This is a genomic window from Asanoa sp. NPDC049475 (assembly GCF_040676915.1).
GTDB lineage: Bacteria > Actinomycetota > Actinomycetes > Mycobacteriales > Micromonosporaceae > Asanoa.
On record NZ_JBFAPY010000009.1, the window covers coordinates 318,659 to 340,362 of the forward strand.

Here is a 21,704-nt window from a genome sequence, read left to right on the forward strand (position 1 = left end):
GCCTCACCTTTCCGATTGGCCGACGAGGCGCACCTCGTCCGGCGAGCCGATCGCTTCGACGATCCGCCGTTCCACTGCCAGCGCGTGGCGCCGGAAGCGCTCGGCCTGGGCGCGGTCGCTCACGTCGAGCACGTGCACGTAGAGCACACCGACGGACCGGTCCACCTCGAGGATCAGGCTCCCGGGTACGAGCGAGATCGCCTCGGCCGTCAGCGTCAGGTTGAGGTCGGTGTTGACGCGCAGGCGTACACCGATGATCGCGCTGTGGGGTGGGTCTCCGGGGCGGCAGGCCAGCGCGGCCACCTGGACGCTGGCCAGCACCAGGTCGTAGGCGAACCAGTAGACGAACCGGGCCAGCGCGACCGGGCGCAGCCGCCCGCCGAACTCGACCGGCGGCAACGGGAAGGCGATCAGCACGACGGCGGCGACGCCGAGGCCACCGAGCAGGTTCGCCCAGGAGAACGTGCCCCACAGCAGGATCCAGACGAGCGTGAGCCCGAGCAGCGCGACGATCGTGTTGTCGCGGCGGGTCATCGGATGCCCTCACCACGGACCGCGTCAACGTAGGGTGCGCGCTCCAGCAGGTCGGCCGCGGCGTCACCGGTGAGGTCGAACAGCGGGCCGGCGATGCCGGTCAGCGCGACGCCCAGCACGACCAGCGCGATCGTCGAGCCGACCATGAGCCTGGGCAAGGCGGGGCCGCCCTCGGTCTGCGCGGCCTCGGCGCGCGTCGTCACCGGCTTGCGCCAGAAGGCCAGGTTCCAGACCCGGGCGACGGCGTACAGCGTGAGCAGGCTGGTCGCCAACGCACCGGCGACGAGCGCCCAGCGCAGCCCGCCTCCCGCGGAAGCGCCCGCCTCGATCAGGCCCAGCTTGCCGAGGAAGCCGGAGAAGGGCGGTATGCCGGCCAGGTTCATCGCCGGCACGAAGAACAGCACCCCCAGCAGCGGCGAGAGCGCGGCCAGGCCGCCGAGCCGGTCCAGGGCGGTCGCGCCGCCGTACCGTTCGACCAGGCCGACGACCAGGAACAGCGTCGTCTGGATCGTGATGTGGTGCACGACGTAGAAGATCGCGGAGGACACGCCGAGCTCGTTGGCCAGGCCGATCCCGAACAGCATGTAGCCGATGTGGCTGACCAGCGTGAACGAGAGCAGCCGCTTGACGTCGGACTGTGCGATGGCGCCCAGGATGCCGACCAGCATCGTGAGCAGCGCGAGCACCAGCAGCAGGTCGCGGGTCGGTCCGCCGGGGAAGAGCAGCGTCTCGACGCGGATGATGGCGTACAGGCCGACCTTGGTCAGCAGGCCGGCGAACACGGCGGTGACCGGCGCGAGCGCGGTGGGATAGCTGTCCGGCAGCCACGCCGAGAGCGGGAACACAGCCGCCTTGATGCCGAACGCGAGCAGCAGGACGCAGTTGAGCATCAGCCGCAGGCCGTCGGGCAGCGCGTCCAGGCGACCGGCGAGCTGGGCCAGGTTGAGGGTGCCGGCCGCGGCGTAGACCAGGCCGACCCCGGTCAGGAACAACACCGACGAGAGCAGACTGACCACGACGTACGTGGTGCCGGCCCGGATCCGGTCCTCGGTGCCGCCCACGGTGATCAGCACGTAGCTGGCCACCAGCAGGATCTCGAAACCGACGTACAGGTTGAACAGGTCGCCGGACAGGAACGCCGTGGTGACGCCGGCGGTCAGCACCAGGTAGCTGGGATGGTAGATCGACAGTGGGGTGTCCTCGCTCCCGTCGGCGAGACCCTGGCCGATCGAGTAGACGAGCACGCACAGCGTGACGGCCGCCGAGACGACCAGCATGAGCGCGGAGAACTGGTCGGCCACCAGCACGATGCCGATCGGCACGGGCCACGCGCCGACGGCGACCACCTGCGTGCCGTCGACGCAGACGACCACGAGCAGCGCGATCGCCACGCCGAGCACGGCGCTCAGCGCCGCCAGGCTGACCAGCCGTTGCGCCTGCGGGAAGCGGGTCAGTGTGAGCGTCACCGCGGCACCCAGCAGCGGGATCACCACGGGGAGCGGCACGAGCGCCGTCACGACGTACCCTCGTCGTCGACGTCCTCGACCTCGGGGCCTTCGTCCCGTTCGGCGAGCTCGATGATCCGGCGGTCCTCGATGTCGTCCTGCACCTCGTCCTGCCCGACCAGCCGCCAGCTCCGGTAGGCCAGCGCCAGGAGGAACGCGGTCAGCCCCAGCGTGATCACGATCGCGGTAAGGATCATCGCCTGGGGCAGCGGGTCGCTCATCTCGTCGTCAGGTGTGGTGCCGACGATCGGCGGGCCGCCGTAGCGGCCGCCGGCCAGGATCAGCACGTTGACGCCGTTGGCGAGCAGCACCACGCCCATCAGCACCCGGGTCAGGGTGCGTTCGAGCAGCAGGATCACCCCGGCGGCGAAGAGCACCCCGACCACGACGACGTACGTGAGGTTCGGGCTCATCCGGCGGCCACCTCCTGCCGGTCGATCTCGGCGCCCAAGCTGCGCAGAATGTCGAGCATCAGGCCGACGACGACCAGGTAGACGCCGATGTCGAAGAAGATCGAGGTGACTAGGTGCAGGTCGCCGAGCACCGGCAGATGCTTGTCGACGATCGCGGTCTGCAGCACCTGGCCGCCGGCCAGCATGGCCAGCACGCCGGTGCCGACCGAGACGATCAGCCCGGCGCCGAGCACCATGCCGGCATCGATCGGCGCGGCGGCGGTGAGCTCCGCCTGCCCGCCCGCGAGGTAGCGGACCGTCAGCGCGAGCCCGGCCACCAGTCCGCCGGCGAACCCGCCGCCGGGCGCGTTGTGCCCGGAGAACAGCAGGAAGACCGAGAACAGGACGATGGCGTGGAAGATCAGGCGGGTGACGACCTGCAGGATGATCGACTGTCCACTCGGGCCGGCGCCCAACCACCCCGGTGGCCCGCCGGCCGGCCCGGGCACGCCCCGCCGGCGTTGGAGCGCCTCCGTGCGCCGGAAGATCAGGCTCGCCACGCCGGTGGCCGCGACGACCAGCACCGAGATCTCGCCCATCGTGTCCCAGGCGCGGATGTCTACCAGGACGACGTTGACCACGTTGTCGCCGCCGCCGAACGAGACCGCGAGCTCCGGGAAGATGGCGGAGACCGGGGTCGCCTCGCGGGCGCCGACGGCCACGAACGTCATGCCCGCCGCGACCACCCCGACCGCGATGCCGAGCGCGATCCGGCCGAGGCGGCTGGTGCGGATCGTCCGTTCCGAGAACTTGGCCGGCAGCCGGCGCAGCACGAGCACGACCATCACGATCGTCGCGGTCTCGACCAGGAACTGGGTAAGCGCGAGGTCGGGGGCGCCGTGCAGGATGAACAGCACCGCGACGCCGTAGCCGGAGAGGCCGACCAGCACCATCGCGGTCAGCCGGCGCAGCGCCCGCACCGCGGCGACGGCCGCGACGACGATCCCGACCGCGACGACCACCTGCAGCGAGGTGTCCCAGGCGCGGGCGTCGTCGGGCCACGGCGCGGGCCCGATCAGGATCCCGCCCAGGCCGGCGACCAGCGCCAGCAGGATCACCCCGAGGTAGAACGGGAGCGAGCCGCGCTGGGTGGCACCGGTCAGCTCGACCGCGAGCCGGTCGAGGCCGTTCATCACGCGCTGGTACACGGCGCTGCCGTCGAACGGCAGGCCCAGGCGCGGAAGCCGGTGCCGGTAGTAGAAGAGCGCCCCGCCGGCCACCAGCACCAGGACGGACAGGCCGAGCGGACCGGTGAAGCCGTGCCAGACCGCGAGGTGGTACGCGGCGCCTTCTGCCGGGAACAGGTCGGCGTAGCGGTCGAGGCTTCCGCCGAGCGGTTTGGCGGCCGCGCCGACGGCGAGCCCGGCGACCGCGAGGATTCCCGGCCATACCAACCAGTCGGGGGCGATCGGGGGTGCCGTCGTGGTCTTTCCCTCCTTGTCGGCGAAGGCACCCCAGAGGAACCGCAACGTGTACGCGACGGTCAGCGTCGAGCCGATCACGAGCCCGGCCAGCACGGCGAGGTCCCCCGTGCGGTGGCCGTGCAGGAACGCGTCGAACGCGGCCTCCTTGCCGACGAAGCCCATGAACGGTGGCAGCCCGGCCATCGACGCGCCCGCCAGGATCGCGATCGCGGCCAGCGCGGGCTGTCTTCTGCCAAGACCGCTGAGCTCCCGCAGGTCACGCGTGCCGGTGGTGACGTCGATGATCCCGACGACGAGGAACAGCGTCGACTTGAACAGGGCGTGGGCGAGCAGCATGGCCGCTCCGGCCAGGCCCGCGTTGCGGCTGCTGCCACCGAAGACCGCCGTCAGCAGGCCGAGTTGGCTGACCGTCCCGTACGCGAGCATGAGTTTGAGGTCGTGCTGGCGGAGCGCCGTCCAGCCGGCGAGGAGCATCGTGAGCACGCCGGTGGCCAGCAGCAGGGGCCGCCAGGGCGGGTCGGCGCCGAGGGTCGGCCCGAGCAGCGCGACGAGGAAGACGCCGGCCTTGACCATCGCGGCGGCGTGCAGGTAGGCGCTGACCGGCGTCGGTGCCGCCATGGCGGAGGGCAGCCAGAAGCTGAACGGGAAGATCGCCGACTTGCTGAGCGCGCCGAGCAGGATCAGCACGACCGCCGCCGCGAGATGCCCGCCTCGCGGGGGGTTCGCCTCGATCTCGGACCACCGGTACGTGCCGGCTGCCTGGCCCAGGATCACGAAGCCGGCGAGCATGGCCAGGCCGCCGAGGGTGGTGACCAGCAGCGCCTGGGTGGCGGCCCAGCGGTTCGCGCGGCGGGTCGGGTCCTGCGCGATCAACAGGTACGAGAAGACGGTGGTGAGCTCCCAGAAGACGTACAGCAGGAAGAGGTTGTCGGCGACCACCAGCCCGAACATGGCACCTGCGAAGGCCACGAAGACGGCGGCGTACCGGCCGAGCCCTTGCTGGCCTTCTGGGAAGTAGCGGACGCTGTAGGCCAGCACGATCGCGCCGATGCCGGCGACGAGCACGGCCAGCAGCCAGTTGAGGGTGGCCATCCGCAGGTCGAGGTCTATGCCGAGTTGGGCGACCCAGGTGTACGACTCGGTGACGGTGTCGTTCGTCCGCGCGAGCGCCCAGCAGAGCGTGGCGAGGGGCGCGAGCGCGACGACGTAGAGCGCACGGCGCCCGAGCCACCGAACCAGCCCAGGTGCGACCACAGCCATCACGGCGTGGACCCCCACCAGCACCAGCACACGCCCAGGGTAGGCGCAAGAGGGGCATTTAGGACTTAGGCGGGCGGGCTCCACGAACGTGAGATACGCCCCCGGTCGGGCTACCCCCGTCTGGGTGGGTGACCGTTCGACGGCCGTGGATCGGCCGTTGGACCCAGCAGGGTGGTGCACTGCCGCCCCGTCGCGTTCCCGCCGGGATGCGATCGCCGGACGACCGAGGAGTTCTCTTGTTGAAGCGTGCGCTGGGTGGTGTGGTCGCCGCCCTGGTGGTGACGGGTGGGTTGGCGGTGGTGTCGGCCGCGCCGGCGTCGGCGGCCCCACCGGCGAACCGGTGTTCGACGTCGACGCTGACGAACACGCGGGGCTGGACGACCAAGGCCGGCGGCACGGTCAAGGTCGTGCCGAACGGGGCTCAGGTCGCGACGCCGGTGCAGGACTCGGCGGTGCAGTACCGCTACAACCTGCCGACGCGAGTGCGGCTCTCGGACGTGTCGGCGCTGAGCTACGAGCTGACCAAGCTGGACGGGACGGCGAGGATCCCCGCGGGCAACGACGCCGCGCTGCCGGCGTATCGGTTGTTCCTCGACCTGACCAACAACGGCTCCGAGGACGGCGCGATCGTCTACGAGCCGTACTACCAGATCATCGGCAACCCTTCGCATGGCCAGACCGCCACCTGGGACGTCGACGCCGGCAAGTTCTGGACCGGCGCCACGATCCCGGGCATGGTCTCGGAGGGCGGCGGGTCCTATGCGAACAACCGGACGCTGGCCCAGATCCGCGCCGCGAACCCGCACGCTCGGGTGGTCGCGTTCGCGGTCGGGCAGGGCACGTACAACAACGGCACGGTGGCGCTGGTCGACAACGTGCGCTTCGCGGGCGGCCGGGTGTGCCAGGAGCTGGTCTGGAAGGCGCCGGCTGCGCCGTCGTGGCAGGTCTCGTTCACCCCGGCGCGGTGCGGCGACCGGTGGAGCACGGTGACGGTGCGTAACACGGGCCGGGTGAACATCACGGTCCGGTTCGGCAACGGCCGGCTGCTGACGGTGCAGCCGGGTCGGTCGGCTGAGGAGCGGTTCCGGTCGGGTCGACTGACGGTGCACGTCAACGGGCGCGAAGCCGGTGCCTTCCGGCACCAGCAGGTGCCGTGCCGGGTGGACAGCCGACACTAGCGCGGGCCTGGACTTGTCCCGTCGCGTCTGCCACGGTGGCTGACTGTGCGGGATGGGTAAGGAAACGCTGGCCTGGGCGGCGACGTGTGTCGACCGCGCCGCCCGGGTCGTCGGTGTGCTCACGCTCCACTCAGGCGAGGGTCCGTGGTTGCTGCGGGTCTCGGCTCGCGCGGGTCTGGTCGAGGTGGTCCTTCGGGCGCCGACCCCACGGATCGACGGCGACATGATCGCCACCAATGTGGCCGCACTGCTGATGGCCGAGCGGCACTCGCTGCCGGCTCCACGACTGCTCGGCGCGTCGGTGATCGCCGGCGTGCCGGTCAGCGTCGAGACTGTCGTTGCCGGGTCCAGCGGGTGGCCGGCTCCGATCGGCGCCGCCGGAGCGGCGATCGCACGGGTCCATCGGATCTCGCTGACCCCGTCGGACGACCTGCCGCCGCGGACCCGACCCATCGCGGTTGACGACTTCGCCCTGGAGCGTCGCTCGGGGCGGATGCCGACCACGCCGCTGCTGGCCCGCGCCGACGAGCTGATCTCCGGGGCGCCTGACGGTCCCTCGGTCTTCGTACACGGGGACGTCTGGCCCGGAAACCTGATGGCGAACGGCACGTTGATCGACTGGAGCGCTCGGAGTCGATCTCGGGCCAAGGCCTCTTCACCAGTGCGCCGCTGCCGGAGGGAAACCACAGCTGCGACCCGAACCTGTGGTGGGGTGCGCCGTACACACTGGTCGCCCGTCGCGACATCGCTGTGCGGGCGACAGCTGACTCGCGGCTGTCGCACCTGGTAGGAGAAATCCTGTTCAATGAAGCGGCCGGGTCGACGAGCAGGTAGGAGCAGCGGCATGCAGCAGGTTCAGGGTGTGGTGGCTCGTAAGAAGGGCGCGCCGGTTGAGATCGTTACGATCAACGTGCCCGATCCCGGTCCCGGTGAGGCCGTGGTGAAGGTGTTGTCCTGCGGGGTTTGCCACACCGATCTGCACTATCGCGAGGGCGGCATCAACGACGACTTTCCCTTCCTGCTCGGCCATGAGTCGGCGGGCATCGTCGAGTCCGTCGGCGAAGATGTCACCGAGGTGGCGCCCGGGGACTTCGTGGTGCTCAACTGGCGTGCGGTTTGCGGTCAGTGTCGGGCCTGCAAGCGCGGCGATCTGCACTACTGCTTCGCGACCCACAACGCCAAGCAGAAGATGACGCTCGAGGACGGCACCGCGCTCACCCCCGCACTCGGCATCGGATCACTGGCCGAGAAGACCCTCGTGGCCGCCGGGCAGTGCACCAAGGTCGACCCTGAGGCGCGACCCGCGGCGGTCGGGTTGCTCGGTTGTGGCGTCATGGCCGGGATCGGCGCCGCCATCAACACCGGTGCGATCACGCGGGGCAGGAGCATCGCCGTGATCGGTTGTGGCGGTGTCGGCGCGGCCGCGATCGCCGGGGCCGCGCTGGCCGGGGCGAGCCCGATCATCGCGGTCGACATCGACGCGAAGAAGCTGGCCAAGGCCAGGGAGCTTGGCGCTACCCACACGATCGACTCCTCGACGAAAGACCCGGTGGACGAGATCAAGGCCATCTGCGCCCAGACGTACGAGGGTGCCGACGGCGCCGACGTCGTCGTCGAGGCGGTCGGCCGGCCCGAGACCTGGAAGCAGGCCTTCTACGCCCGCGACCTGGCCGGCACCGTGGTCCTCGTCGGCGTGCCGACCCCGGACATGAAGGTCCCCGAACTGCCGCTCATCGACGTCTTCGGCCGCGGTGGGGCGCTCAAGTCCAGCTGGTACGGCGACTGCCTGCCCAGCCGCGACTTCCCCATGCTGGTCGACCTCTACCGGCAGGGCCGCCTGGACCTCGACGCGTTCGTCAGCGAGGAGATCGGCCTCGCCGACGTCGAGGCGGCGTTCGACAAGATGCACCACGGTGACGTACTCCGGTCGGTCGTCGTCCTGTAAGCCCAGGAAAGGGGCCAGCGCCGCGCTGGCCCTTTTTCATGCGCCGCCACAAATTCGCACTCGGCGCGGATGAGTCCGACGAGGGCCACGAATGGTTCCCCCGACGACGTGACGGTCCCGGTGGCTGGCCGGCCAGGTGCTGCTGCTCGACCCCGGCGTGCGCGGCCGGCCCGCCCCCCGCTTCGCCGGCTGACTATCTATCCTGCTCAGGTGGGTCTGCGGTTCGAAACACGCGCGTCCGACTCCTCGTGGGTCGACTCCGTGTGGACCTGCACGAGCGGCCTGGTCACGGAGATGACGTCGGTCGCGACCCCGTGCTGGGGGCTCGTTTTCTGGGAGCAGGAGGGCCTCGCGTACGCGACGGTCACCGGCCCCGAGACCAGGACCGGCACCGCGCCCGTGCCGGAGGGCGCCAGCTTCGTCGGCATCGAGTTCGCGGTGGGCACGTCGTTGCGGGCGGTTCCCACCCCGGGCCTCGTCGACGGCGGCACCCAGCTTCCCGGCGCGACCCACCGCGCCTTCTGGCTCGACGGCGTCCGCTGGGAGACCCCTGGTCCTGACGACGCCGAGGCCCTGGTCGCCCGCCTCGTCCGCGCCGGGGCCGTGGTGCGCGACCCGCTCGTCACCGACGTCCGCCGCGGTCACGACCCGGACGTCTCGACCCGCACCCTCGAACGCCGGTTCCGCACCGCGACCGGGCTCACCCAGGGCGCGGTGCGGCAGATCGAGCGTGCCCGGGAGGCATCGTTCCTGCTGGCCGCCGGCACCATGGTGGCCGACGTCGTCACGAAGCTCGACTACTTCGACGAGCCCCACCTGAGCCGGGCACTGCGCCGCTACGTCGGCCGCACGCCCGGGCAGTTGCACGCCGGCACCGGCGGCGCGATCGCCCTCGCGCTGGACCAGCCTCAGCCGACGTCGTAGATCAGCTTGAGGATGCCGTTCGAGTAGGCGTGCGAGTCGCGCAGCTTCAGCATCTGCTTGTCCTTGTCGGTGCCGCTGAACAGGCTCTTGCCGCCGCCGAGCAGCACCGGGAACACCAGCAGGTGGTATCGGTCGATCAGGCCCGCGTCCGCCAGCCGCCGCGCGAGGTCCGCGCTGCCGTGGATGAAGATCGCGCCACCCTCGGTCTCCTTGAGCGCCGCGATGTCGTCGGTCGAGCGCAGGATCGTGATCGGACCCCAGCCGTCCACCAGCGCGTCGTCGGACAGCGTGGTCGAGACGACGTACTTCGGCAGCTCCTTGTAGTCGGCGTGGTCCTGCGACTGCGGCCACGTCTGGGCGAACGACTCGTAGCTGCGGCGTCCGAACATCAGCGCCGTCGTGTCCGCGAGCTCCTCACCCTTGATCGACCAGGCCTCGGGAACGAACTCGAGGTCCTTCCACACCCAGCCACCGCTGCGGTGCTCCTCACCCGGGCCACCACCCGGCGAGTCGATGACACCGTCGAGCGACATGAAGCCCGTGTAGACCAGATCACGCATGTTGGTTCTCCCCCAATGAGTCAGGCGGCGTACTCGGATCATGCTAGGAAGAACCCCGACCACCGGTCTTGTACGGAAACGACACCGCGGGGTCAGCAACGGTTCGACAAGGCGCGGGCGACCTCGTCGACGGCGGCGCGGGATCCCGCCACCACGAGCTCGTCGCCGGGGGTCGAGGCCCGGGACATTCCTTCCGCCGGGGCCTCCCACCATCGCCCGGCGCGCCGCGTGGACGCTATCCGTGTCGACACCCAATGGGTGCCAGCCCGGATGGACGCCGACGCGCGATGACCCCAGGCTGGCGGTGTGTCCCTCTTCTGGCGGATCTTCCTGCTCAACGCCGCCGTGCTCACCGTGGCCACAACGCTGGTGCTGGCCGGTCCGGTGACGGTCTCCACCCCCGTGCTGCTCACCAGAGGCCGTGGTGCTCTCGGTCGGGCTGGTCGCGATGCTGGTCGCCAACGGGGTGCTGCTCCGGGTCGGGCTGGCGCCGCTGTCCCGGCTCACCCGCACCATGGAAGACCGCTGACCGCCGTGCTGCTGGAGCTCAAGCGGGTCGGCGACCAGGCACCGGCCGGGGTCCGGGCGGAGCTCGCCGAAGTGCAGGAGACCACCCGCAACAGCCTCGACGAGATCCGCCGCATCGCTCGCCGCCTGCGCCCCGGTGTGCTCGCCGGGCTGGGGCTGGAGAGCGCCATCCGGTCGTTGGCGACGGAGTTCTCCACCGGCGACCTCCAGGTGCGCCACCACATCGACCCCGACCTGCCGGACCTGGGCGACGACCGGGAGCTGGTGCTCTACCGGGTCGCGCAGGAGGCGCTGACGGACGCGGCCCGGCACAGCGGCGCCCGTACCATCGAGGTGTGCCTGCGCCGGCGCCCTGACGAGGTGCGGCTGCGGATCACCGACGACGGCAAGGGTTTCGGGCACGCGCCGGAAGGCGCCGGGATCCGTGGCATGCGGGAGCGCGCGCTGCTCATCGGTGCCGCCCTGAGCCTGGGTTCCGCCGTGGGTGGCGGCGCCGACGTGCGCCTGCGGGTGCCCTGCGACGCGGGAGGTCGCTGAGAATGGCCGAGACCAGGATCCTGCTGGCCGACGACCACGCGCTGGTGCGCCGCGGCGTGCGGCTGATCCTCGACGCCGAGCCCGACCTGACGGTGGTGGCCGAGGCCGCCGACGGCGCCGAGGCGATCAGCCTGGCGCAGCGGGAGCGACCGGACCTCGCCGTCCTGGACATCGCGATGCCGCGGCTGACCGGGCTGCAGGCGGCGCGCGAGTTGTCACGCTCGATGCCGGACCTGCGGATCCTGATCCTGACGATGTACGACAACGAGCAGTACTTCTTCGAGGCGCTCAAGGTGGGCGCGTCCGGATACGTGCTGAAGTCCGTCGCCGACCGCGACCTGCTGGCCGCCTGCCGGGCCGCGATGCGGGGCGAGCCGTTCCTCTATCCGGGCGCCGTCAACGCGCTGGTGCGGCACTACCTCGACCGGGTCAGGGACGGCGAGGGCGTGCCGGCCCGGGCGATCACCGACCGCGAGGAGGAGGTGCTCAAGCTGGTCGCCGAGGGGCACTCGTCCCGCCAGATCGCCGATCTGCTCTACATCAGCGTGAAGACCGTCGAGCGGCACCGCGCCAACCTGCTCCAGAAGCTCGGTCTGCGGGACCGCCTCGAGCTGACCCGCTACGCGATCCGGGTCGGCCTCATCGAACCCTAGGGTCGCGCACCCCCTTTTGTGGGTGGCCGCACCGATGTTCGGGGAGCCGCGCCGCGGGCGATCGTGTCGCATGGCCAACACACCCACCGGGCCGCCGTGAACGGGTACGCGCCCGTCGCGGCGATCGTCATCTTCTCGATCGCGTTCGTCCTCATCGCCACCGAACGGATCCATCGCGTCGCCGTCGTGCTCGGTGCCGCCGGGCTGATGGCCGCGCTCGGCCTGCTGCCGGGCGACGACGTCGGTACCCGGGCGGGCCTGACCTTCAACGACTTCATCGTCCACATGAGCCCGATCGTGGTCGTGCTCTTCGTGTTGTTCGTCGTCATGGCCCGCTTCATGTTCCGTAAGTCCTTTGTGCACAATCCCGACCGGGCGGAGGCGGTGATGCGACTCAACGGCAACGCCGCTATCAAGGACAAGGCCCTGCTGGCCCGCTGTCTGGCCGTGCTGCTGCTGGTCACCGTCGGCTTCGCCCTGCACAGCGTGCTGCACCTGGAGCCGGCCATCATCGCCCTGCTCGGCGCCGGCCTGATGGTGCTGGTGTCCGGCGTGAGCGCGGCCGACTACCTGGCCGAGGTCGAGTGGACGACGCTGGTCTTCTTCATGGGACTGTTCGTGATGGTCGGCGGGCTCGTCGAGACCGGGGTCATCCACGCGCTGGGCGGCTGGGCGGTCGACGCGATCGGTGACGACTACTTCGTCGCCGCCACCGCGCTGGTGTTCGGCTCGGCGATCCTGGGCGCGTTCTTCGACAACATCCCGTACGTGGCCACGATGGCGCCCGTGGTCGAGGACCTGGTGGCCCGCGCGCCCGACCCGCAGACCGGCGAGTCGCTGTGGTGATCGTTCGCCCTCGGCGCGGACCTCGGCGGCAACGGCACCGCGGTCGCGGCTAGCGCCAACGTCGTGGTCATCGGCATCGCCGCCCAGCACGGCCAGCCGATCTCGTTCTGGGAGTTCACGAAGTACGGCATCGTCACCACCGCGGTGACGGTCGTGGTCGCCTGGGGGTACGTGTGGCTGCGTTATTTCTAGGTCTATCGCCGATCGGGGAGCAGGCCTTCCTCGTGGTCGAGCTCGCGTTGCAGGACGCGCAGGCCCTCGTCGGGAAGTTGGCCGGCGTCCCGCCAGCGGACCACCTCCTCACGCTGGGCGTCGATCGCCGCCCGGCGCACCCGCAACGCGGCCTCGTAACGCTGCGAGACCGGCACGTCGGCCGAGTCCGCGTCCCGGAGCAGGTCGAGCCGGCCCTGATAGCGGGTCAGGCGGGCGCGCAACTGGGCGCGGGTGGCCTCGATCGCGCGGAGCTCGTCCTCGTCGCCCTGCTCCTCCAGCTCGTCGAGCCGTTCCAGGGCCGCCGCGACCGAGGCCGACCGGGCCTCGTTGCGCAGCCGGGCCTGGTCGGCCCGGTTGGCCCGCAAGCCGAGCATCCGCATCAGCGGCGCGAAAGTCAGTCCCTGGCCGACCAGTGTGACGAGCACCACGATGAACGTGCAGAACAGCAGCAGGTCTCGGTCGGGGAACGGCGCGCCCGAGTCGGTGGTCAGCGGCAGCGCGAAGATGGCGGCCAGGCTGATCACGCCGCGGGTGCCGGCCCAGCTCAGGGCCACCACCTCGCGGCCGGCCAGGCCACGCCGGGGCTCGCGTTCTGGCTCGTCGCCCTCGTCGCTGATCAGCCGGGTGTGCAGGGAGCTGGGCAGCGACTGGGTGAGCAACAGCCACAGGGGGCGCAGCAGCAGCACCACGCCGACGCTGATCGCGACCGCGATGAGGATGGTCGACACCGCGTACTGCTCGAGTCCGCGGACGACCCGGGGCAGTTGCTGGCCGATCAGCAGGAAGACGAAGCCTTCGAGCAGGAACTCGACCAGGCGCCAGACCGCGGTGGTCTGCAGGCGGCTCGCGCCCGAGGAGGTCGGTGCGTGATGACCGATGATCAGACCCGCGACCACCACCGCGAGTACGCCGGAGACGTGGATCTCCTCGGCCAGCAGGTACGCGCCGAACGGGGTGGCCAGCGAGATGGCGTTGGCGGTCAGCGGGTCCTCGCGCAGCCGGCGCAGCAGCCGGACCAGGTAGGCGACCGCGACGCCGACCAGGACGCCACCTGCCGCGGCGAACACGAACTGGCCGACCGCCGAGCCCCAGGAGAAGCCGTCACCGACGGCCGCGGCCACCGCGACGGACAGGATGGTCAGCGCCGTCGCGTCGTTGAGCAGGCCCTCGCCCTGGATGATCGTGAGCACGCGGGGCGGAAGCCCGACCTTGCGCCCGACGCCGAGCGCGGCGACCGGGTCGGGCGGGGCGATCGCGGCGCCGACCGCGATGCCGGCGGCCAGGGTCGCGCCGGCGACGAACCACGCGAACCCGACGCCGATCACCAGGGCTGTGGTCAGCACCAGCAGCACCGAGAGGCTGACCACGATCCGCAGGTTGCGGCGGATGGCCATCAGCGACGAGTCCAGGGCCGCGCCGTAGAGCAGCGGGGGGATGACGAACGTCAGGATGATCTGCGGGTCGAGGCTGATGTTCGGCCCGGGCAGCACGGAGTACGCGATGCCGATGAGCGGCAGCAGCGCGGCCGCCGGGAGGCCGGTGCGCTCGGCGACCCACCGGACCAGCACGACCACCGCGACCGCGGCAAGGACGAAAATCAAGATCGTTTCGACGCTCACCGGTTCCATTCTCCAGATGGGGGCTCGTCAGGCCCACCGCGCGATGGCCGTACCCATAAAAGATGATCAACAGCGTTCCGACTATGGGTGGCAACACCCATTTCGCGAGCGGGGTTGGACGGCACGCCCGGCGTACCCGCAAGCTCGTCAGGTGTCCCTGTTCTGGCGGATCTTCCTGCTGAACGCGGCCGTGCTGTCCCTGGCGACCGCTCTGCTGCTGTTCACCCCGGCCACCGTCTCCACCGCGGCGCGCCCTGGCGAGGTCGCGGTGGTCTTCGCGGGCCTGGCGGCCATGTTGGTGACCAACGCCGCACTGCTGCGGCTCGGCCTGGCACCGTTGTCGCGGCTGACCCGCACGATGGCGACGGTCGACCTGCTGCGTCCGGGCCGCCGGCTGGCGGTGGCGGGCAACTCGGGCATCGCGACCCTGATCCGCACCTTCAACACGATGCTGGAACGCCTGGAGGCCGAACGCGCGACGACCGCCGGCCGGGCGCTGTCGGCGCAGGAGGCGGAGCGGCGGCGGATCGCGCAGGAGCTGCACGACGAGGTGGGCCAGAGCCTGACGGCGGTGCTGCTGGAGCTGAAGAGGGTCGCCGACCACGCGCCGCCGCAGGTCCGCGCGGAACTGGTCGACGTGCAGGAGACGACCCGCAACAGCCTCGACGAGATCCGCCGCATCGCCCGCCGCCTGCGCCCGGGGGTCCTGCACGAGCTCGGCCTGACCAGCGCCCTGCGGGCGCTGGCGACGGAGCACTCGACCCGCGGCCTGAACGTCCGCGCCCGGATCGGCCCGGACCTGCCGGACCTGGACGAGGAGGCCGAGCTGGTGGTCTACCGGGTGGCGCAGGAGGGCCTGACCAACATCGCCCGACACGCCCGAGCGGAGCAGGTCGAGCTGACCCTCCGGGGCTCTGACGGCGGCGTGGAACTGCTGGTCCGCGACGACGGCCGCGGTCTGCGCGGCGCACCGGAAGGAGCCGGGATCCGCGGCATGCGCGAACGGGCGTTGCTGGCGAGCGCCGACCTGACGGTGGGAGGCGCTCCAGGCGGCGGCACCGAGGTGCGGCTGCGCCTGCCGCCGGCGCGTCTGGGTGCCAGCACGGATGTGCAGCCGACGCCGGAACGACGAAGCTGAACTACGCCAGCGGCCGCGGGCGAGGCGAGGTGCCAGCACCGATGCGGAGCCGACACCGCAACAGCGGAGGCTGAACCACGCCCGCGGCCGCCGGTCCAGCTGGGTGCCAGCACCGACGCCGTGGCCATGAAGGTCGGTGGGCGGGTCGCGGCGGATGGGTGTCAGCACCGATGCGGGGTCGGGGCCTCGGCGGTAAGGCTGGGTGGACTCCATCCCGGCGTTGGGAGGCCACGATGACCGTGTCCGCGGAACCCATGATCGGTCGCGATCTCAGAGACCGCGACAACCGCCCGACCGGCAAGATACGGGCCATCTACCGGTATCCGGCCGAGTTCGGTATGCCGTGGGGCGTGGCCGCGGTGGTCAGCGGGCGGCTGCTGCGCTCGATGCACCTCGTCGACCTCAAGGACGCCGACGTCGCGGCCGACGGTATCCGCGTCCCGCATGCCAAGCAGACCATCACCAGCGCGCCGCACTTCACGCCGTTGGTCGGTGACACCCTCTCCGAGGGCCACGCCGCTCAGGTTCGCGACCACTACCTGAGCTGACGCGCCACCGCCGCCCGGAACGACGTGGCGAACCGCTCGGGCTCCTCGGCCCGGCCCGCTTCGCGGCGTTGATCTCGGCGGTCATCGCGTAGTTGATCTGCCGCAGCGCGATGGCCTACGCGCGTGCCCAGTCCCAGGCCCGCATGCGGCCGCGCTCGTTCACCCAGCTCGACCCGCCGGTGCCGCGCTGGTCGTAGCGGTGCACCACGCACAGATCGCCGATGAGGTCCGCGAGCGGCGCTATGTGGTCGGGGACGCCGGGGCCACCGTGCAGCATGACGACCGGCGGGATCCCTGTGCCCGAGGTCCCCGTGCGCAGCAGCGCGCCGCCGTCCATCTCGATCATGGGTCGTCAGCGTAGTGCCGCCAGGTCGGGGTAGGCGGCCACCTGACAAGTCGCCGGCCTACGACGTCGGAAGGCTGTAACCGGCTGTAGGAGGAAGAAAATCATGAGCTCAGCGATCGAGAGCCTGCGCCGCGACTTCGGTGGCGACATCATCGAGCCTGGATCGACGGAGTACGAGTCGGCGAGCCGCACGGTGCTGGCGTCGGGCAGTCCCGCGCAGGTGCTGCGACCGAAGAGCGTCGAGGACGTGCGGGCCGCGGTCCGGTTCGCGAAGGGCAAGGTGCTGTCCGTACGCGGTGGCGGGCACGGCTTTCCGGGTTTCGGCACCAACGACGGCGGTGTCGTGATCGACCTGAGCGACCTCGCGGACGTCGAGGTCGTCGACAGTGGACGCCGCCTCGTGCGGATCGGAGGTGGCGCGACGTGGGGACCGGTCGCGGACGCGCTGGCACCGCACGGGTTGGCGATCTCGGCGGGCGACACCAAGGACGTCGGCGTCGGCGGACTGACGCTGACCGGCGGCATCGGCTGGAAGGTCAGGGAATACGGCCTGGCCCTCGACAGCGTCGTCCGCGTCGAGGTGGTCACCGCTGACGGCGAGGTCGTGCACGCGTCCGAAGAGGAGCATCCCGACCTCTTCTGGGCGGTCCGGGGTGGCGGTGGCAACTTCGGGATCGTGACCGCGTTCGACTTCGTGGCCCACCCGACCACCGACGTCTTCCACGGCCGGATCACCTTCCTGGCCCAGGAGGCGGCGACGGTCTTGCGGGGTTGGGCGGACTACATGCGCACCGCGCCGGAGAAGCTCACCACGGTCGTCAACCTCGCCAACCCGATGGCCGGCGGACCCAAGGCCCCGGTCGAGGTCCAGTTCGTCTTCGACGGCGACGACGAGAAGGAGACCGCCGCCGCGCTCGACCCGATCCGCGCGCTCGGCACGGTGGTCGACGACGATGTCGCACTCAAGCCGTACGCGGACATCCTGGTGGACGGCATGGTCCCGCCGCCGGGCTTCGGATTGGTGACCCGCAGCGCTTTCGTCGACCGGGCCGAGGTGCCCGAGGTGCTGGGGATCCTCACCGACGTGGCCGCCGCGGAGCACACTCCGTTCATCGCCGTGCGGCACGTCGGCGCCGCGGTCGCGAGGGTTGCGAACGATGCCACCGCATACGCGCACCGCCAGGCGGAACTCATGTTCGTGACGACGACCGGCGGTCCGCAGGCGGTGGTCGACGCTGCCCGGCCGGGGTTCGAGGCGATCTGGGCCAGGCTCGCACCACACACCGCCGGCCTCTACGGGAACTTCCTGTCGACCGCGACCGACGAGGACGTCGCCGGCATCTACCCGCCGGCGACCTACGAGCGGCTCGCGGCGGTCAAGCGGGAGTACGACCCGGACAACCTGTTCGCCCGCAACGAGAACGTGCGGCCGTAGAAGCGCTGATCAGAGGGCATCAATCTGATCTCACCGACTAGCCAAGCAGCGCGCCGATGGTTAGCCTAACCTAACCATCGGGCCGCTGGAGCCTGGTCGGATCCAGAGAACGGAAGACCCCTCATGCGCGCGTGGCGTCCGATCCTCGCGGTGGCGGTGCTCAGCGCCGCCATCGCGGGTTGTGGCAACAACACCGACAGTGGCGGCACCGCTCCCGCCGCCGCCGCGGGCCCGTGGTCGTTCACCGGCGGGTCCGGCCAGGTCGTCAAGGCGGACAAGGCTCCTACCAGGATCATCGCGCACGCCGGCGAGGCCGCGGCGCTGATGTCGTTCGGCATCAAGCCGGTCGGGATCTACTCGGACGAGTCGGTCAAGACCGACCCCAACCTGAAGAACCTGGACCTGTCCGGCATCACGATCCTCGGCGAGGAGTGGGGCAAGATCGATGTGGAGAAGGCAGCGTCGCTCGCCCCGGACCTGATCGTCGGTGACTGGTGGCCGGCGGAGAAGGCGCACAGCGGCATGGAGGAGGGCGTCGACGAGAAGAGCAAGAAGCTCGCCGAGCTCGCCCCGGTCACCGGCGTCTCCCAGGGCAAGTCCATCGTGGAGCTGGCGGAGGGCTACGAGGCGCTGGCGAAGAGCCTCGGCGCCGACGTCGACAAGCCGGAGATCGCCGCCAACAAGAAGCGCTTCGAGGAGTCGGTCACCGCGTTCAAGGACGCGGTGACGGCCAAGCCCGGTCTGAGCGTCGCGGCCATGTCGCCGGCGGACGACAAGCTCTACGTCGCCAACCCGGAGTACGCGCCCGAGCTGCTCGACCTCCAGAGCTTCGGCCTGGACGTGCTCGACCCGGCCAGTCCCGACCCGAGCTTCCCGTACTGGGAGAACCTCAGCTGGGAGAACGCCGACAAGTACCAGCCGGACCTGATCCTGTGGGACGGCCGTTCCTTCACCGCGACGGCCAACGCCGAGTGGGGTAAGAAGCAGCCGACCTGGTTCAAGCTCAAGGCCGCCAAGGCCGGCGCGACCGTGTCCTGGCCGGCGTTCTGGCTGCACACGTACGGCGACTTCGCCACCGAGCTCGACAAGCTGACCGAGGCGGTCAAGGCCGCGGATCCGAATGTCGGTGGTTAGCCCACCAGCGACCACGCGCGTCGCGCGGCGAGCCTCCGCCCTCGGGCCGGGGCTCGTCGCGCTGTGCGCGGTGCTCGCCGCGGTCGCGTTCCTGAGCGTGACGCAGGGTTCGCGCGACATCGGCCTGTCCGAGGTGCTGCACGCTTTGCGCAGCTTCGACGACGACGGTTCGATCAGCAGCACCATCACGCTCGAGCTGCGGGTCCCCCGCACCCTGTTGGGCATCCTGGTCGGCGCGGCGCTCGGCGTGGCCGGGGCGATCCTGCAGGGCGTGACCCGCAACCCGCTCGCGGACGCGGGCATCATGGGCATCAACTCCGGGGCCGCCGCCTTCGTGGTCTTCGCCATCACCGTGCTCGGCGTGCGCGGCGTCGGCGTCTACGTCTGGTTCGCCTTCGCCGGCGCGATCGCCGCGCTCTTCCTGGTCTACGCCATCGCCTCGCTCGGCCGCGAGGGGGCCACCCCGGTCAAGCTGGCCCTGGCCGGCGCGGCCGTCACCGCCGGCCTGGCCTCGGTCACCAGCGGCATCATCATGACCAACGTGACCGCCCTCAACGAGCTGCGGTTCTGGCAGGTCGGCTCACTGGCCGGTCGCTACGCGCCGATCCTGACCGGGGTCGCGCCGTTCCTGCTCGTCGGGCTGGCCGCCGCGCTCGGCTTCGGCCGTGCGCTCAACGGTCTCGCGCTCGGCGAGGACCTGGCCCGCGGCCTCGGCCAGCACGTCGGTCGCACCCGGGTCGCGGCGTTCGCCGTCGTCGCGGTGCTCGCCGGCGCGGCCACCGCCGCCTGCGGGCCGATCGTGTTCGTCGGGCTCGTCGTGCCGCACGTGGCCCGGTTCATCTGCGGTCCGGACTACCGCTGGATCCTGCCGTACTCGATGCTGCTCGCCCCGATCGTGCTGCTGCTGGCCGACGTGCTCGGCCGGGTCGTCGCCCAACCGGACGAGGTGCAGGTCGGTGTGGTCCTCGGCGTCGTCTGCGCGCCGGCGTTCGTCGCGATCGTGCGCTATGCCCGGCTGTCGGAGGTCTGAGTGACCACAACGCTGTCCAAAGTAGAGGCACCGACCATCGACGTGGCCAAGGCGCTGCGGGGCAACCGCCGGCGGCGGGCGGCGCGCGCGACCACAGTGCTCACCGCCCTGGCCGTGCTGGTGTGCGCCCTCTTCGTCGTCACCATGATGATCGGCAGCTTCCGGATCGGTCCGTTCGACGTGATCGCCTCCGTGCTGCGCCTGTCCGACAACGCCGGCGTCGACTTCGTGGTCCGCGAGCTTCGCCTGCCGACCGCGATGTCGGGCCTCGGTGTCGGCCTCGCGCTCGGCGCCTCCGGCACGATCTTCCAGCAGGTGCTGCGCAACCCGCTCGCCTCGCCCGACTTCGTCGGCGTCACCTCCGGTGCCGGCCTGGCCGCGGTCGTCGCCATCGTGCTGATGGGCACCGGCGGCCTCGTGGTCAGCGGCCTGGCTCTCGGCGGCGCCGTGCTCGCGGCCTCGCTGATGTACGTGCTGGCCTGGAAGGACGGCGTCACCGGCTACCGGTTCATCCTGATCGGCATCGGCATCGCGGCCTTCTTCGACGGCCTGATCGGCTTCGTGCTCTCGCACGCCCGGCTGTTCGAGGCCCGTCAGGCGATGCACTGGCTGACCGGCTCGGTCGGCCAGGCCAGCGACACGGAGCTACGCCTGCTCTTCGGCGGCCTGCTGGTGCTGCTGCCGGTGGCCGTGTTGCTGCAACGCCCGCTGCGCGCTCTCGATCTCGGCGACGACACGGCCCGCACGCTCGGCACCCGGGCCGAGCTCAGCCGGGCCGCCCTGCTCGGCACCGCGCTGGTGCTGGTCGCCCTCGCGGTGTCCGTGGCCGGCCCGATCGTGTTCGTCGCCCTGATCGCCGGGCCGATCGCCAACCGGTTGCTCGGCCCGGCCACCGGCGGCATCGTCGCGGCCGCGCTCGTCGGCGCCGCGACGCTGCTGGCCGCCGACCTGGTGGCCGTGCACCTGCTCCCCACCGCCCTGCCGACCGGCGTCGTCACCGGTGCGGTCGGCGCACCCTATCTGCTGTGGCTGCTGGCCACCACGAACCGGCAAGGAGCTGGCGGATGAGCCGACTGGCCACGAAAGAGCTGACCCTCGGGTACGAGGCCCGCGATGTCGTCAGCGACCTCGACGTGACCATCCCGGACGGCAAGGTGACGGCGATCGTCGGCGCCAACGCCTGCGGGAAGTCCACCTTGCTGCGTGGGCTGGCCCGGCTGCTCACGCCCCGCGGCGGCGCCGTCTACCTCGACGGCAAGGCGCTGGCCGACCAGCGTACCCAGGATGTCGCCAAGGTTCTGGGCCTCCTGCCGCAGACGCCGGTGGCACCCGACGGCATCACGGTCGCCGACCTGGTGTCGCGGGGCCGCTATCCGCACCAGGGCTGGTTCCGGCGCTGGAACGACAACGACCACGACGCGGTCGGCCGGGCGCTGGCCGCCACCGGCACCGCGGACCTGATCGACCGGCCGATCAAGTCGCTGTCCGGCGGGCAACGGCAACGGGTGTGGGTCGCGATGGCGCTCGCCCAGGACACGGACCTGCTGCTGCTCGACGAGCCGACCACCTATCTGGACATCAACCACCAGGTCGAGCTGCTGCGCCTGCTGCGGCAGCTCAACGCCGAGTCAGGCAAGACGATCGTGGTGGTGCTGCACGACCTCAACCTGGCCTGCCGCTTCGTCGACCACCTGATCGCCATGTCCGGCGGCCGGATCGTGGCCGAAGGCGTGCCGACCGAGGTGGTCACCGCGGACCTGGTCGAGGACGTCTTCGGCCTGAGCTGCCTGGTGGTCCCGGACCCGGTCGCGGGCACGCCGATGATCGTGCCGGCATGACCACACGAGCAAAGATGTGCCCGGGTCCGTCCGGGGCACGACCGTCGCTCCCGCCGG

At 71.0% G+C, this 21,704-nt stretch carries 22 protein-coding genes; 15 read left to right on the plus strand and 7 right to left on the minus strand.

Annotation, left to right across the window (positions count from 1 at the left end; all coding sequences use genetic code 11):
* Positions 1 to 3: 3 nt before the first annotated feature.
* From AB0J88_RS33580 to AB0J88_RS33595, 4 genes are read right to left on the minus strand one after another with little or no spacing between them, the layout of a single operon-like run.
* Positions 4 to 534, minus strand: a complete 531-nt coding sequence (locus AB0J88_RS33580) for a Na+/H+ antiporter subunit E (protein WP_364361183.1) — start codon at positions 532 to 534, stop codon at positions 4 to 6.
* On the minus strand, positions 531 to 2,051 hold the full coding sequence (locus AB0J88_RS33585) for a Na+/H+ antiporter subunit D (protein WP_364361185.1): 1,521 nt from the start codon (positions 2,049 to 2,051) through the stop codon (positions 531 to 533). The genes AB0J88_RS33580 and AB0J88_RS33585 overlap by 4 nt, the downstream gene beginning before the upstream one ends.
* The gene (locus AB0J88_RS33590) at positions 2,048 to 2,452 is read right to left on the minus strand and encodes a Na(+)/H(+) antiporter subunit C (protein ID WP_364361187.1); all 405 of its coding nucleotides are present in this window, start codon (positions 2,450 to 2,452) and stop codon (positions 2,048 to 2,050) included. Before AB0J88_RS33590 ends, AB0J88_RS33585 begins: the two co-directional genes overlap by 4 nt.
* Positions 2,449 to 5,205 carry a Na+/H+ antiporter subunit A gene (locus AB0J88_RS33595; protein WP_364361189.1) on the minus strand — a complete coding sequence of 919 codons (2,757 nt, stop codon included), beginning with the start codon at positions 5,203 to 5,205 and terminating at the stop codon, positions 2,449 to 2,451. Before AB0J88_RS33595 ends, AB0J88_RS33590 begins: the two co-directional genes overlap by 4 nt.
* Positions 5,206 to 5,411: 206 nt before the next feature.
* Here AB0J88_RS33595 and AB0J88_RS33600 point away from each other — a divergent pair, with 206 nt between their 5' ends.
* The 4 genes from AB0J88_RS33600 to AB0J88_RS33615 all read left to right on the plus strand — a co-directional run bounded on the left by AB0J88_RS33600 (position 5,412) and on the right by AB0J88_RS33615 (position 9,222).
* Positions 5,412 to 6,353: a hypothetical protein gene (locus tag AB0J88_RS33600; protein WP_364361191.1), complete on the plus strand. Its 942-nt coding sequence runs from the start codon at positions 5,412 to 5,414 to the stop codon at positions 6,351 to 6,353.
* A gap of 52 nt (positions 6,354 to 6,405) precedes the next feature.
* A complete protein-coding gene (locus AB0J88_RS33605) occupies positions 6,406 to 7,143 on the plus strand; it encodes a phosphotransferase (protein WP_364361193.1) in 738 nt (245 codons plus the stop codon).
* Between the two features lie 54 nt (positions 7,144 to 7,197).
* Positions 7,198 to 8,298 (plus strand): S-(hydroxymethyl)mycothiol dehydrogenase, encoded by a 1,101-nt coding sequence (locus tag AB0J88_RS33610; protein WP_364361195.1) that lies wholly within the window; start codon positions 7,198 to 7,200, stop codon positions 8,296 to 8,298.
* 210 nt (positions 8,299 to 8,508) lie between these two features.
* A complete protein-coding gene (locus tag AB0J88_RS33615; RefSeq protein WP_364361197.1) occupies positions 8,509 to 9,222 on the plus strand; it encodes a helix-turn-helix domain-containing protein in 714 nt (237 codons plus the stop codon).
* Here the strand turns inward: AB0J88_RS33615 and AB0J88_RS33620 are convergent.
* A complete protein-coding gene (locus AB0J88_RS33620) occupies positions 9,207 to 9,782 on the minus strand; it encodes a dihydrofolate reductase family protein (protein WP_364361199.1) in 576 nt (191 codons plus the stop codon). The two genes, AB0J88_RS33615 and AB0J88_RS33620, sit on opposite strands and share 16 nt — an antisense overlap.
* Positions 9,783 to 10,088: 306 nt before the next feature.
* On the opposite strand from AB0J88_RS33620, the gene AB0J88_RS33625 reads away from it, so the two are divergent.
* The 4 genes from AB0J88_RS33625 (at position 10,089) to AB0J88_RS33640 (ending at position 12,538) form a co-directional block, all read left to right on the plus strand.
* Positions 10,089 to 10,847, plus strand: a complete 759-nt coding sequence (locus AB0J88_RS33625) for an ATP-binding protein (RefSeq protein ID WP_364361201.1) — start codon at positions 10,089 to 10,091, stop codon at positions 10,845 to 10,847.
* 2 nt (positions 10,848 to 10,849) lie between these two features.
* Positions 10,850 to 11,500 (plus strand): response regulator transcription factor, encoded by a 651-nt coding sequence (locus tag AB0J88_RS33630; protein WP_364361203.1) that lies wholly within the window; start codon positions 10,850 to 10,852, stop codon positions 11,498 to 11,500.
* Between the two features lie 96 nt (positions 11,501 to 11,596).
* Positions 11,597 to 12,346, plus strand: a complete 750-nt coding sequence (locus AB0J88_RS33635) for an SLC13 family permease (RefSeq protein ID WP_364361205.1) — start codon at positions 11,597 to 11,599, stop codon at positions 12,344 to 12,346.
* 63 nt (positions 12,347 to 12,409) lie between these two features.
* Entirely contained in the window at positions 12,410 to 12,538 is a 129-nt protein-coding gene (locus AB0J88_RS33640) for a hypothetical protein (RefSeq protein WP_364361207.1), read from the plus strand.
* A 2-nt stretch (positions 12,539 to 12,540) separates the two neighbouring features.
* On the opposite strand, the gene AB0J88_RS33645 is transcribed toward AB0J88_RS33640, so the two are convergent.
* Complete coding sequence (locus tag AB0J88_RS33645; RefSeq protein ID WP_364361209.1) at positions 12,541 to 14,187, minus strand: Na+/H+ antiporter; 1,647 nt, start codon at positions 14,185 to 14,187, stop codon at positions 12,541 to 12,543.
* A gap of 142 nt (positions 14,188 to 14,329) precedes the next feature.
* Between AB0J88_RS33645 and AB0J88_RS33650 the strand changes: the two genes are divergently transcribed.
* Both AB0J88_RS33650 and AB0J88_RS33655 read left to right on the plus strand, forming a co-directional pair.
* Positions 14,330 to 15,316: a sensor histidine kinase gene (locus AB0J88_RS33650; protein ID WP_364361211.1), complete on the plus strand. Its 987-nt coding sequence runs from the start codon at positions 14,330 to 14,332 to the stop codon at positions 15,314 to 15,316.
* A gap of 233 nt (positions 15,317 to 15,549) precedes the next feature.
* Positions 15,550 to 15,864: a hypothetical protein gene (locus tag AB0J88_RS33655; RefSeq protein ID WP_364361213.1), complete on the plus strand. Its 315-nt coding sequence runs from the start codon at positions 15,550 to 15,552 to the stop codon at positions 15,862 to 15,864.
* A 115-nt stretch (positions 15,865 to 15,979) separates the two neighbouring features.
* On the opposite strand, the gene AB0J88_RS33660 is transcribed toward AB0J88_RS33655, so the two are convergent.
* Complete coding sequence (locus tag AB0J88_RS33660) at positions 15,980 to 16,210, minus strand: hypothetical protein (protein WP_364361215.1); 231 nt, start codon at positions 16,208 to 16,210, stop codon at positions 15,980 to 15,982.
* A gap of 103 nt (positions 16,211 to 16,313) precedes the next feature.
* Between AB0J88_RS33660 and AB0J88_RS33665 the strand changes: the two genes are divergently transcribed.
* From AB0J88_RS33665 to AB0J88_RS33685, 5 genes are all read left to right on the plus strand, one after another.
* On the plus strand, positions 16,314 to 17,645 hold the full coding sequence (locus AB0J88_RS33665; protein ID WP_364361217.1) for an FAD-binding oxidoreductase: 1,332 nt from the start codon (positions 16,314 to 16,316) through the stop codon (positions 17,643 to 17,645).
* Positions 17,646 to 17,768: 123 nt separating this feature from the next.
* Positions 17,769 to 18,779: an ABC transporter substrate-binding protein gene (locus AB0J88_RS33670; protein WP_364361219.1), complete on the plus strand. Its 1,011-nt coding sequence runs from the start codon at positions 17,769 to 17,771 to the stop codon at positions 18,777 to 18,779.
* Positions 18,772 to 19,809 (plus strand): iron ABC transporter permease, encoded by a 1,038-nt coding sequence (locus tag AB0J88_RS33675; protein ID WP_364361221.1) that lies wholly within the window; start codon positions 18,772 to 18,774, stop codon positions 19,807 to 19,809. Before AB0J88_RS33670 ends, AB0J88_RS33675 begins: the two co-directional genes overlap by 8 nt.
* Positions 19,810 to 20,877, plus strand: coding sequence for an iron ABC transporter permease (locus AB0J88_RS33680; RefSeq protein WP_364361223.1), 1,068 nt, complete (start codon positions 19,810 to 19,812; stop codon positions 20,875 to 20,877).
* Positions 20,874 to 21,647, plus strand: coding sequence for an ABC transporter ATP-binding protein (locus tag AB0J88_RS33685; protein ID WP_364361225.1), 774 nt, complete (start codon positions 20,874 to 20,876; stop codon positions 21,645 to 21,647). Before AB0J88_RS33680 ends, AB0J88_RS33685 begins: the two co-directional genes overlap by 4 nt.
* Positions 21,648 to 21,704: the final 57 nt, after the last annotated feature.